Origin of the sequence: Luteibacter sp. NPDC031894, assembly GCF_050273135.1 — a bacterium.
Classification (GTDB): Bacteria; Pseudomonadota; Gammaproteobacteria; order Xanthomonadales; family Rhodanobacteraceae; genus Luteibacter.
Map to the genome: position 1 here is coordinate 94,374 of NZ_JBNNMV010000002.1, position 10,277 is coordinate 104,650.

Genomic DNA, 10,277 nt, shown 5'->3' on the forward strand with positions numbered 1-10,277 from the left:
CATGCCCCCATCCTACCGGCACGGCCGTCGACGCGCGACCGACGACACCGCACAATACGGCGCCCGCGGCCGACCGGCCGCCCATGACGACAAAGAGCCCACGACCCCATGTCCATCTCCATGTACCAGATCTGCGTGCCCGTCCTCGTCCGCGCGCTGACCAATCTGTCCAGCGTCCTCGCCAAGGGCGCCGCCCACGCGGCCGACAAGAACATTACGCCGGAAGTGCTGCTGCACACGCGCATCACTCCGGACATGTTCCCGCTGGTCCGCCAGGTGCAGATCGCGACCGACATGGCGAAGGGCGCCGCCTTCCGCCTCGCTGGCCAGGACGTGCCGAAGATGGACGACAACGAGACGACGTTCGACGACCTGCAGAAGCGCATCGACACCGTGATCGGCATGCTGAAGGGCTTCACGCCGGAACAGATCGACGGCAGCGAAGACCGCGACATCCTCCTGCAGATGCGCACCGGCGAAATGCACTTCCGTGGCCAGGATTACCTGCTCGGCTTCGTGCTGCCGAACGTGTATTTCCACACGACCACGGCGTACGCGATCCTGCGCGGCGCGGGCGTGGCGCTGGGCAAGATGGATTTCATCGGCAAGCCGTAAGGCGCGGCCACACCGCTGGGCTCCGCGTTCGCGCGGGCCCAGCGGTTCCGGCGGGGCTTAGGACTTCAACTTCCACCCCGTCCGGAAGATCCACCAGACGATGCCAAGGCAAACCAGCAGGAAGCCCACCGTGGCGCCCGCGCTGACCACCACATCGACGTCCGCCGTGCCGTAGAAGCTCCAGCGGAACCCGTTGACCAGGTACACCACCGGGTTGAACAGCGTGATCTTCTGCCAGACCGGCGGCAGCATCGAGATGGAATAGAAGCTTCCACCCAGGAAGGTCAGCGGCGTGATCACCATCAACGGGACCACCTGCAGCTTCTGGAAGTCGTCCGCCCACAGGCCGATGATGAAACCGAACAGGCTGAAGGTCACCGCCGTAAGCAGCAGGAAGGCCACCATCCAGAAGGGATGCTGGATCTCGTAAGCGACGAAGAGGCGCGCCGTCACGAGGATCAGCAGGCCGAGGATCACCGACTTCGTCGCCGCCGCGCCCACGTAACCCAGCACCACTTCCACGTAAGACACGGGTGCCGACAGCAACTCGTAGATCGTGCCCGCCCACTTCGGCATGTAGATACCGAAGGACGCGTTGGAGATGCTCTCGTTGAGCAACGACAGCATGATCAGGCCGGGGATGATGAAGGCCCCGTAGCTCACGCCGCCCACGTCGCCCATGCGCGAACCGATGGCGGCGCCGAACACCACGAAGTACAGCGAGGTCGACAGCACCGGCGAGGCGATGCTCTGCATCAGCGTTCGGAAGGTACGGGCCATCTCGAAGCGGTAGATGGCGCGGATCGCGTAGAGGTTCATGCGCGGTTCCTCACCAGGCTGACGAAGATATCCTCGAGCGAACTCTCGCTCGAGTGCAGGTCCTTGAAGTCGATGCCCAATGCGCCGAGCTTGCGCAGGAGTTCGGCGATACCGGTGCGCTCGCCTTGCGCATCGAAGGTGTAGGTAAGGCATGTGCCGTCGGCGGAAAGTTCCAGCGGCCATTCGCCGAGCCCTTCCGGGACGGCCTCCAGTGGATTCTGCAGCTGCAGCGACAGCTGTTTCTTGCCCAGCTTGCGCATCAGCGTGTGCTTGTCTTCCACCAGCACCAGTTCGCCACGATTGATGACGCCGATGCGGTCGGCCATCTCCTCCGCTTCCTCGATGTAGTGCGTCGTGAGGATGATGGTCACTCCGGACTCGCGCAGCCGGTGGACCATCTGCCACATGTCGTGGCGCAACTCCACGTCCACGCCCGCGGTGGGCTCGTCGAGGAAGAGCACGCGCGGTTCGTGCGCCAGTGCCTTCGCGATCAGCACGCGGCGCTTCATGCCGCCGGAGAGCGTCATGATCTTCGCGTCCTTCTTTTCCCACAGCGACAGCTCGCGCAGGATCTTTTCCAGGTACGCCGGGTCGGGCGACTTGCCGAACAGTCCGCGACTGAATTTCACCGTCGCCCAGACGCTTTCGAAGGCGTCGGTGGAAAGCTCCTGCGGCACGAGGCCGATGAGTCCCCGCGCGGCGCGGTAGTCGCGCACGATGTCGTGCCCGTCCACGGTCACCGTGCCTTCGCTGCCGTTGACGATGCCGCAGACGATGCTGATCAGGGTGGTCTTGCCGGCACCGTTCGGCCCCAGCAGGGCGAAGATTTCGCCGCGCCGGATCTCGAGGTCGACGCGCTTGAGTGCCTGGAATCCGGTCTTGTAAGTCTTGGAGAGCCCGTGCACGGCGACGATGGCGTCGGGCAGGGAAGTCGTTGCGTCGAGGGGTGGCATGGGAACCCGCGTGTCCGGTGGGTAAGCGGGCGATGGTAGACCCGAACGCGCATGGGTGCGAGGCTTCGCCGATGACCGTGCCCTCGAACGAAATCCGGGTCCGCTGCCCCTGGGGCGACGCCGACGACCTGATGCGCGACTACCATGACCGCGAATGGGGCGTCCCCGAGCGCGACAGTCGGAAGCTCTGGGAAAAGCTGGTGCTCGATGGGTTCCAGGCGGGACTGTCGTGGCGGACCATCCTCGCTCGTCGCGACGGATTTCGCCGTGCCTTCGACAGCTTCGATCCGGATCGTGTCGCGGCGTACGGCGAGCACGACGTGGCGCGACTGCTGGCGGATGCCGCCATCATCCGCTCGCGGAGCAAGATCGAAGCGACGATCCGCAACGCCCGGGCTTACCTCGCGATGCGCGAGGCCGGTGAGGACTTCGCCCGCTTCGCGTGGGACTTCGTCGGCAACCAGCCGATCCTCTGGGAAGGGCCGGTGCCGCCGAACAGCCCGCTCTCTGGGGAGGTGTCCAAGGCGCTGCGCAAGCGCGGCTTCACCTTCGTCGGGCCGACCATCGTCTTCGCCTGGATGGAGGCCACCGGCCTGATCAACAGCCATGCGCCGGCCTGCTTCCAGCGGGCCGAAGTCGGCAGTAAACCCTTGTCACGCAAGGCTTAACGGCTTTTTCAGATCGCGCAGCGTAGCGTGGGTTGCAGGGGCCGCATCAGCGGCCCCCATCGTCTGGTACACCTGCCTTCGCGAGGGTTCCATGGCTTCGAGTTCCGCCCAACTGTTCATTCCGTACAGCGAATCGACACAGGGACCGTGGATCGTGCGCCGTGCGGCATCGCCCTTTCCCGAGTCCTATCCGTCACAGGACGCCGCGATCGCGGGCGCCGAGGCCATCGCGCCGGCGCTGTCCGCCGAACTCGGCCGCCCGGTCGAGATCCACGTGCAGCAGGCCGACGGCACCTGGATGGAGCACAACTACGTCGTGGCCGGCTTGGTGGCCGGCACGGGCACGCCGCCCGCCGGGATGAACCGCCGGCACGCCTGAGGTTCGTGGGGTGAGACGCCGATAAGGTAACCTTGCAAGGTTGCCTCACCCGTTCCTGCGCCCGCCGATGCTCACCGACGACACCAAAGCCGCGATCCGCGCCGCCTATGCGCGGCTGAAGGACGGCCTTGCGGGGTTCCGTGGGCGCGCCTCGCAGCTGAAGATGATCGCCGAGGTGGCCAAGGCCCTGGCCGAACCGGCCGGCGCCGCGGTGATCGAAGCGCCCACCGGCACTGGTAAGTCCATGGCTTACCTGATCGCCGGCCTCGAAGTGGCCCGGGCCCAGAAGAAGAAGCTCGTCATCGCCACGGCGACCGTCGCCTTGCAGGAGCAACTCGTCCAGCGCGACATCCCCCAGTACCTCAGCCTCTGCGGCGTGGAGGCCAAGGTGGCGCTCGCCAAGGGCCGTGCGCGTTACCTCTGCCCGCGCAACCTGCGCATGGCCGGTGCCGAGCCATCGGCGCAAGGCGGGTTCGAATTCGACGCGGACCTGGCGCTGTGGTCGCGACCGCCGGCCGAGCGGGACACCAAGGCTATCGAGAAGCTCGGCAAGGCCTTCGAATCGCACGAGTGGAACGGCGACATCGACACCAGCCCGGAACCGCTGTCTGACCTCGTTCGTGGCATGGTCACCACCAGCGCGGGCGGCTGCACCGGACGCAAGTGCGGTGCCTTCGCCGCCTGCCCGTTCTTCGTCGCCCGCCGCGCCATCGGTGACGCGGACATCGTCGTCGCGAACCAGGACCTGGTACTGGCTGACCTGACGATGCCGCGCGACGAGGACACCTTCGGCGGCGTGATCCTGCCGAAGCCGGAAGAGACGCTCTACATCTTCGACGAGGCCCACCACGTGCCCGGCAAGGCGATCGATCGCGGCGCGGCCGACGTGCACCTCGCGACCGCCGTGCGTCGCATCGGCCGCCTGCAGAACCAGATCCACGGGGCCTACTCGCTCACGGACAAGGAAAGCATCGGCAACCTGACGCTGGAAGCGGGCGACGAGAAAATGCTCCTGATGTCGAACGCGCTGGAAGAGATCGAGCGCGAGATCCGTCTGTCGTGGACGCCCTCGTCGAGCGAGACCGAACCCGTGTTCCGCGCGTCCCTGGGCCAGCTTCCCGAAAACTGGCGGATGCACGCGGAACACCTGCACCTCATCACGAAGGACATCCAGCGCTGGCTGCGCACGGTGCGCCGCACGGTGGTGGAGATGGAGGCCGGCGGTCCGACGCAGGAAGCCCTCTCCCGCGAACTCGGCGTCGCGCTGGAGCGCCTCGATCGCCAGGTGCGCACCTGGTACGCATGGTCCTCGGACGACCGGGAAAACGCGCCGCCGCTCGCGCGCTGGGTCAGCATGACGCCCGAGCAGCAGCTGGTGTGCCACGCCTCGGCCGTCTCCGCCGGCGGTCTGCTGCGCAGCGTCCTGTGGGACAACGCGTCCGCCGTGGTCATGACGTCAGCGACGCTCAGCGCCGGCGGCAACTTCCGTGGCTTCGCCGACTCGGTAGGCCTGCCTAACGAGGCCGTGACGATCAGCCTGCCCTCCCCGTTCGACCTCGAGCGGCAGGCCACGCTGTCCGTCCCCGCGTTGAACGCGTTGCCCGACGATCGCGAAGGGCATGCGCGGGAAGTGTCGGCGTGGCTGGCAAAACACCTGGATTGGAACGCGGGCAACCTCGTGTTGTTCACGTCACGCGCGAAACTCGACCGCGTGCTGCAGATCCTGCCCATCGAGTTCGTGCGCAAGGTGCGCGCGCAGGGCTCGCTGTCGAAGTCGCAGCTGATCGCCGAGCATTGCGCGGACATCGAGGCCGGCAAGGGCAGCACGCTGTTCGGTCTCGCGTCGTTCGGTGAAGGCCTCGACCTTCCTGGCAAGCTGTGCGAGACGGTTGTCGTCACGCAGCTTCCCTTCGCGGTGCCGACCGATCCCGTCGGTGCCACGTATGCGGAATGGCTCGAATCGCGCGGACGCAATCCATTCATCGAGGTGAGCGTGCCGGACGCGACACGGCTACTCACGCAGTACTGCGGTCGCTTGATCCGCACGGAGACCGATACCGGCCGCATCGTACTTCTCGACCGCCGCGTGATCACGAAGCGCTATGGCACGGGCATGCTTCGCGCGCTGCCTCCGTTCGCCCGTGAGATCGAGCGCGTCGCATGAGCATCGTTCGTTTCGACGAACTGAAAGCCGTGCCGTGGAAGAACGGGCTCGGGATCACGCGTGAGATCGCGGTTGAACCGCCGGGCGCCACCATGGACGATTTCCTTTGGCGGGTGAGCATCGCCGATGTCGACACGGCGTCGCCGTTCTCGCGTTTTCCCGGCATCGACCGGACGATCGTCCTGCTCGACGGTGACGGCTTCACGATGACACTGGATGGCGAGCGCGAGCATGCGTTGACGACGCCGTGCGTGCCGTTCGCGTTTCCCGGTGAAGCGCAGGTCGACGTCGCGCTTGCGGGTGGGGCCACGCGCGACTTCAATCTGATGGTTCGGCGCGGGAAGGCTGGCGGTGCGGTGGATGTCGTGCATGGGCCGAATCGGCTGAGCGTCGATGACGCGGCGCTGCTTTACGTGGCTCGCGGGACGGCCGTGATCGACGGTCTTGCCGTTGGACAGGGCGATACGTTCCTGACGCCACGCTCCATCGAACTGCATGTCGACTCCGTGGCGCTACTGGTTCGCATCGCGCTCCACGACGCCTGATTCAAACGAGGTTCACCCCTCATGCGCATCGTAGGAGGTCGTCCCAACGGAATTCAGCCATGCGCGACGCATCCAAGGCCCTCACCGTCTCGATGGCAGCGACCGGCCCCATCGCCACGTCACCGGTGACGGCTGTCAGTCACCTCGATTTGGAACGCTACGCCGGCACGTGGCACGAAATCGCCCGGCTGCCGATGTATTTCCAGCGGAAGTGCGCCGCCGGGGTCACTGCGACCTACACGCTCCGTCCGGACGGAACGGTGGCGGTACACAATGAATGCACCACGGCCGAAGGAAAACGCATCGCCAGCGACGGCGTGGCAAGACGCCCGGAGCCATTCGCTCAAGGGAAGCTGGAGGTACGCTTCGCACCGGCCTGGCTCTCATGGCTGCCACTGGTGTGGGCTGACTATTGGGTCATCGCGCTCGACGAGGACTACCAATGGGCCATGGTCGGCCAGCCAGGGCAAAAGTACCTGTGGATCCTGTCCCGCACAGCGTCGATAGAGGGGAAAATTTTTGCGTCGCTTAAGGATAGGGCTGTCGCCATGGGCTATGACCTGACCCCGCTGGTGATGTCAGGCGAGGTCAACTGAGCTCTTTTTAGCAATCAATGCGACAACGTCTCCCCAAAAAAATGCTGGCATCTCGGCTGCAATGAGCTTCTATCTACATATTTGCGTCCTTGAAGCAGAGCTCAATGGAATTGGACCTCAATTCGCCATCAAACGCCGAGAAATCCTTTGCCATGCTGTCCCGATAGACGGCGGAGACGGTATAGCATCCGCTGGAAAGCGAATAGGCAGCTTTGATGAGCCACTGATCAACAACGTGACCACCAATCTGACCCGGCGCAAGCACTAGGTAAGTACTTTCAGTAGGCATCTCCGGATTGATATGTGCTGTTTCCGGAAACGTCTTGCCCTTGCGCCGGATGTCGAAGAGCAAGTTCCCGAATAGGCGATCAAGAAGATAGTCTCGGCGCACCTTTATGCTTTGATTTCCAAGATTCGAAAGCACAACATATACAGCACCATCTTTCTGGCTGATAAATAGTGAGGGTGATTCATCTGCTTTCACGGCTGCCGGACCAATCATAGACAGAGAGACTAAGAACGCAAGATTTCTAGGGCGCATATCATTAGTCCCCAAGCGGTTTGTAGATGTGGCGCTTTATCATCGACTTGTTTGAATCGAATGGATTGTCACCAAGGGGCGACATCTCCTCATCCACCTTGACACGCTTCTTGTACTCGTCTTCTGGATTCGCTGCGGTCTGGGCCCATCCTTGGTAGGCGAACAGCATCACGACCAAGGCAAATAGAACGCGCACATATCCGCGACGACGACCGTTCGTCTTCGACATATCAAAATCCCAAGCGAGCTGAAAGCCTCCGTCGTCCGCGGCGCGGCGACGTACGTCAGGTGCCGGTCGCCACTACCCAGAACGGCTCGACTCACGGCGCAGGGGAAGGCATCCTGCAGACAGCAAGCTGCACGCGGCAGCTGCCGACGACTGATGATCGAACAATCCTTTTCCCTCTGTATCCGTCGGCCTTGCGCCGAAGATACCCAGAACTTAAGTGCCGGATTTACAATTGTCAATGCTCCTTTTGGCCGAGGATGCTAGGCTCTCCCCAAGCGCATTAAGTGCGCGTCGAGTAAATCCCTTACCTACGTCCGATAACGCCTCCTATCCGAATGTGACAACGAGCCGCTCTCCCTCCCCATCGTGCCCATGTGGCGGCAAGACCTCGTACGCCGCGTGTTGCGGCCAATGGCATGACAGCTTCGCGGCACCCACCGCCGAGGCGCTCATGCGCTCCCGCTACAGCGCCTATGTCCTCGGTCTGGAGGATTACCTCCTCGCCACATGGCATCCCACGACACGTCCGGTATCGCTCGGTCTCTCGACGCAGTCCCCGAAGCCGACCTGGTTGGGCCTCGCCGTGAAACGGCACGAGAACGCCACGCCCGGCACGGCCATCGTCGAATTCGTCGCCCGTTTGCGCATGGGCGGCGGGAGCGCCGAGCGCATGCACGAAGTCAGCCGCTTCGTGCGTGAGGACGGACGATGGTATTACGTCGACGGCGACCTATCGTGAGTCGCTTCGAGGAAACCATCTGCGAAGCGATCCATTCGATGCGGTTACTTGTCGTCGATTACGGTGGAGCGGAGCGGCTGGTGCAACCTTATGTGTATGGCGACGACCATGCGGGAGATCGCTTGCTTAGCGCATATCAGGTCGCGGGTGCCAGCGCGTCCGGCGCGTCGGAAGGATGGAAGTTCTTTCGCATGGACAAGGTGACGTCGGTCACCCTGAGCGATCGGCAGTTCCATTCGCCCCGGCCGGAGTTTCAACGGGGCGATGGAGCGTTTGCGCGCATCGTTTGCCAGGTTGGGGATTGAGGAAAGGCAGGAGCCGCGCGCGGTCAGAGAATCAGGCGGGCAACGCCGCCGTCGACGCGGAAGGATGCGCCCGTGGTGCCGGAGGCTTCTTCGGACGCGAGGAAGACGGAGACATTCGCCACTTCGTCGACGCTCAGAAGGCGCTTGATGAGCGACGTCGGGCGGTGGGTCTGGATGAAGTCGCGCTCCACTTCCTCCTGCGTCTTGCCGTCGTTCTTCGCGATCTTGCCGAAGAATTCACTCACGCCTTCGGACAAGGTCGGGCCGGGGAGGACGGCGTTGACCGTGACGCCGGTGCCGGCGAGCACTTCCGCAAGGCCACGCGACACGCCGAGCTGTGCCGTCTTGGTCACGCCGTAATGCACCATCTCCGGCGGCGGCTGGATGCTCGACTCGCTGGAGATGAACTGCACGCGGCCCCAGCCGCGCTCGGCCATGCGCTTGGCGTAATGACGCGACAGGCGCACGCCGGAGATCACGTTCACGTCGAAGTAGCGGCTCCACTCGGCGTCGTCGATCTCGAAGAAGTCTTTCGGTTCGAAGATGCCGAGGTTGTTCACGAGGATGTCTGTATCGGGGACCGCCTTGATCAGCGCGGCAGCGCCTTCGCTGGTGCCGAGGTCGGCGGCGACACCCGTGACCTTCGCGTTCGGCGCGGCCTTCTTCACGCTGGCGATGGCCTCGTCCACGCGGGCCTGGGTGCGGCCGGTAATGACGACCGACGCACCTGCCTTCGCGAGGCCGGTGGCGATGGCCAGGCCGATGCCTGCGGTGGAACCGGTGACGATGGCGCTGCGCTTGCTGAGGTCGATGTGCATGAGGAGCTCCGTAACAGGGAAAGGAATGCCCTCTTGATCGTCGGGGCGTGAGGGGGGTGATTCAATTGCGCCTGGGGCAAAAGGCTTTGGCCCGGCAACGGGGGAATCCGCTAGACGTCCAGGCGGGTCTCGCCCTCGGGGACGCCGTGGGGGCCGAAGCGGCGTTCGACGATGGTGGTGCGGTCGTCGTGATCGACGAGGATGAGGGTGCTGGCTCGCGTGCCGTAATGCTCGCCCACGATGAAGGCGCTGGAGAGAAAGCGCTCGCGTTCGATCCCGATGCCCGTGTCCAGGAGCAGGTCGTCGGGCCAGCGGCCCTGGTCGGAGAGCATCGCGAAGAGGGCGTCGGTGTCATCATCGCCGCCCGCCGCGAGCCATGATTCGAGGCGTTGCACGAGTGCGCGTGTCTTCGGCCAGGGGGCGTTGAAGTCCGCATTGCTCAACCCGTGCACGCCGGGCTCGACGGGTTGCGCCCGCGCGTGCGGATGGTTGCCGAGGTAGTAGGCGTCGTCGCGGTCGAAGGTGAGCAGGTTGAAGGGCCGGTATTGGCCCGCGCTGCCCATCAGTTCGATCGCGTGCTCGCGTGCCGACACCGTCGAGCCGAGGAAGTCGGCCACCAGGAGGCCGCGCGACATGCCGCTGTGGTCCGCGGTGAGGTCGCGCACGTTGGTGATGACGCTGGCGCGCCCGTGCGCCCCGACGCCGGCCCACGTGCCGCCCGCCTCGAGATCGCGCCCGGCGACGACCTGCGGTGACTCGTCCCAGGATGCCAGCGCTGCCGTGGGACGCGCATGGAACTCATCGCGGTTGCCGACGAGGGCGAGGCGCCAGCGCGGATGGGCTTGCCAGGCGAACGCGATCAGGCACATGGGGTGGTGGCCCGGGAGAGCATGAACGCATTGTGGG

General features: G+C 64.6%; 14 protein-coding genes. 8 read left to right on the forward strand and 6 right to left on the reverse strand.

Features of this window, described 5'->3' with window-relative positions; translation table 11 throughout:
* Positions 1–108: 108 nt before the first annotated feature.
* Positions 109–615: a DUF1993 domain-containing protein gene (locus tag ACQKIE_RS06385; RefSeq protein ID WP_427456996.1), complete on the forward strand. Its 507-nt coding sequence runs from the start codon at positions 109–111 to the stop codon at positions 613–615.
* 57 nt (positions 616–672) lie between these two features.
* Here ACQKIE_RS06385 and ACQKIE_RS06390 read toward each other — a convergent pair whose 3' ends face one another.
* Together ACQKIE_RS06390 and ACQKIE_RS06395 are read right to left on the reverse strand one after the other, a co-directional pair.
* The gene (locus tag ACQKIE_RS06390; protein WP_427456998.1) at positions 673–1,434 is read right to left on the reverse strand and encodes an ABC transporter permease; all 762 of its coding nucleotides are present in this window, start codon (positions 1,432–1,434) and stop codon (positions 673–675) included.
* The gene (locus ACQKIE_RS06395; RefSeq protein WP_427457000.1) at positions 1,431–2,387 is read right to left on the reverse strand and encodes an ABC transporter ATP-binding protein; all 957 of its coding nucleotides are present in this window, start codon (positions 2,385–2,387) and stop codon (positions 1,431–1,433) included. Before ACQKIE_RS06395 ends, ACQKIE_RS06390 begins: the two co-directional genes overlap by 4 nt.
* Before the next feature lie 71 nt (positions 2,388–2,458).
* Here ACQKIE_RS06395 and ACQKIE_RS06400 point away from each other — a divergent pair, with 71 nt between their 5' ends.
* The 5 genes from ACQKIE_RS06400 (at position 2,459) to ACQKIE_RS06420 (ending at position 6,739) form a co-directional block, all read left to right on the forward strand.
* Entirely contained in the window at positions 2,459–3,055 is a 597-nt protein-coding gene (locus tag ACQKIE_RS06400; RefSeq protein ID WP_427457002.1) for a DNA-3-methyladenine glycosylase I, read from the forward strand.
* A gap of 91 nt (positions 3,056–3,146) precedes the next feature.
* Positions 3,147–3,434, forward strand: coding sequence for a DUF2188 domain-containing protein (locus tag ACQKIE_RS06405; protein ID WP_427457004.1), 288 nt, complete (start codon positions 3,147–3,149; stop codon positions 3,432–3,434).
* Positions 3,435–3,501: 67 nt separating this feature from the next.
* Complete coding sequence (gene dinG, locus ACQKIE_RS06410; RefSeq protein WP_427458393.1) at positions 3,502–5,598, forward strand: ATP-dependent DNA helicase DinG; 2,097 nt, start codon at positions 3,502–3,504, stop codon at positions 5,596–5,598.
* The gene (locus ACQKIE_RS06415) at positions 5,595–6,143 is read left to right on the forward strand and encodes a HutD/Ves family protein (RefSeq protein WP_427457006.1); all 549 of its coding nucleotides are present in this window, start codon (positions 5,595–5,597) and stop codon (positions 6,141–6,143) included. The genes dinG and ACQKIE_RS06415 overlap by 4 nt, the downstream gene beginning before the upstream one ends.
* A 59-nt stretch (positions 6,144–6,202) precedes the next feature.
* Complete coding sequence (locus ACQKIE_RS06420; protein WP_427457008.1) at positions 6,203–6,739, forward strand: lipocalin family protein; 537 nt, start codon at positions 6,203–6,205, stop codon at positions 6,737–6,739.
* Positions 6,740–6,812: 73 nt separating this feature from the next.
* Here ACQKIE_RS06420 and ACQKIE_RS06425 read toward each other — a convergent pair whose 3' ends face one another.
* Both ACQKIE_RS06425 and ACQKIE_RS06430 read right to left on the reverse strand, forming a co-directional pair.
* Complete coding sequence (locus ACQKIE_RS06425) at positions 6,813–7,223, reverse strand: hypothetical protein (protein WP_427457010.1); 411 nt, start codon at positions 7,221–7,223, stop codon at positions 6,813–6,815.
* 61 nt (positions 7,224–7,284) lie between these two features.
* Positions 7,285–7,509 carry a hypothetical protein gene (locus tag ACQKIE_RS06430; protein WP_427457012.1) on the reverse strand — a complete coding sequence of 75 codons (225 nt, stop codon included), beginning with the start codon at positions 7,507–7,509 and terminating at the stop codon, positions 7,285–7,287.
* A 337-nt stretch (positions 7,510–7,846) separates the two neighbouring features.
* On the opposite strand from ACQKIE_RS06430, the gene ACQKIE_RS06435 reads away from it, so the two are divergent.
* Both ACQKIE_RS06435 and ACQKIE_RS06440 read left to right on the forward strand, forming a co-directional pair.
* Positions 7,847–8,248 carry a YchJ family protein gene (locus tag ACQKIE_RS06435; RefSeq protein WP_427457014.1) on the forward strand — a complete coding sequence of 134 codons (402 nt, stop codon included), beginning with the start codon at positions 7,847–7,849 and terminating at the stop codon, positions 8,246–8,248.
* On the forward strand, positions 8,245–8,553 hold the full coding sequence (locus ACQKIE_RS06440; protein ID WP_427457016.1) for a hypothetical protein: 309 nt from the start codon (positions 8,245–8,247) through the stop codon (positions 8,551–8,553). The genes ACQKIE_RS06435 and ACQKIE_RS06440 overlap by 4 nt, the downstream gene beginning before the upstream one ends.
* Before the next feature lie 23 nt (positions 8,554–8,576).
* Here the strand turns inward: ACQKIE_RS06440 and ACQKIE_RS06445 are convergent, their stop codons facing one another.
* Positions 8,577–9,371 carry an SDR family NAD(P)-dependent oxidoreductase gene (locus ACQKIE_RS06445; RefSeq protein ID WP_427457018.1) on the reverse strand — a complete coding sequence of 265 codons (795 nt, stop codon included), beginning with the start codon at positions 9,369–9,371 and terminating at the stop codon, positions 8,577–8,579.
* Between the two features lie 110 nt (positions 9,372–9,481).
* Positions 9,482–10,240: an NRDE family protein gene (locus ACQKIE_RS06450; RefSeq protein WP_427457020.1), complete on the reverse strand. Its 759-nt coding sequence runs from the start codon at positions 10,238–10,240 to the stop codon at positions 9,482–9,484.
* Positions 10,241–10,277 lie beyond the last annotated feature (37 nt).

What these genes read in the sequence shown, in the direction of transcription:
- ACQKIE_RS06385 (WP_427456996.1), top strand. Translation starts at nt 109, where the DNA reads ATGTCCATCTCCATGTACCAGATCTGCGTGCCCGTCCTCGTCCGCGCG.
- ACQKIE_RS06390 (WP_427456998.1), bottom strand. Translation starts at nt 1,434, where the DNA reads ATGAACCTCTACGCGATCCGCGCCATCTACCGCTTCGAGATGGCCCGT.
- ACQKIE_RS06395 (WP_427457000.1), bottom strand. Translation starts at nt 2,387, where the DNA reads ATGCCACCCCTCGACGCAACGACTTCCCTGCCCGACGCCATCGTCGCC.
- ACQKIE_RS06400 (WP_427457002.1), top strand. Translation starts at nt 2,459, where the DNA reads ATGACCGTGCCCTCGAACGAAATCCGGGTCCGCTGCCCCTGGGGCGAC.
- ACQKIE_RS06405 (WP_427457004.1), top strand. Translation starts at nt 3,147, where the DNA reads ATGGCTTCGAGTTCCGCCCAACTGTTCATTCCGTACAGCGAATCGACA.
- dinG (WP_427458393.1), top strand. Translation starts at nt 3,502, where the DNA reads ATGCTCACCGACGACACCAAAGCCGCGATCCGCGCCGCCTATGCGCGG.
- ACQKIE_RS06415 (WP_427457006.1), top strand. Translation starts at nt 5,595, where the DNA reads ATGAGCATCGTTCGTTTCGACGAACTGAAAGCCGTGCCGTGGAAGAAC.
- ACQKIE_RS06420 (WP_427457008.1), top strand. Translation starts at nt 6,203, where the DNA reads ATGCGCGACGCATCCAAGGCCCTCACCGTCTCGATGGCAGCGACCGGC.
- ACQKIE_RS06430 (WP_427457012.1), bottom strand. Translation starts at nt 7,509, where the DNA reads ATGTCGAAGACGAACGGTCGTCGTCGCGGATATGTGCGCGTTCTATTT.
- ACQKIE_RS06445 (WP_427457018.1), bottom strand. Translation starts at nt 9,371, where the DNA reads ATGCACATCGACCTCAGCAAGCGCAGCGCCATCGTCACCGGTTCCACC.
- ACQKIE_RS06450 (WP_427457020.1), bottom strand. Translation starts at nt 10,240, where the DNA reads ATGTGCCTGATCGCGTTCGCCTGGCAAGCCCATCCGCGCTGGCGCCTC.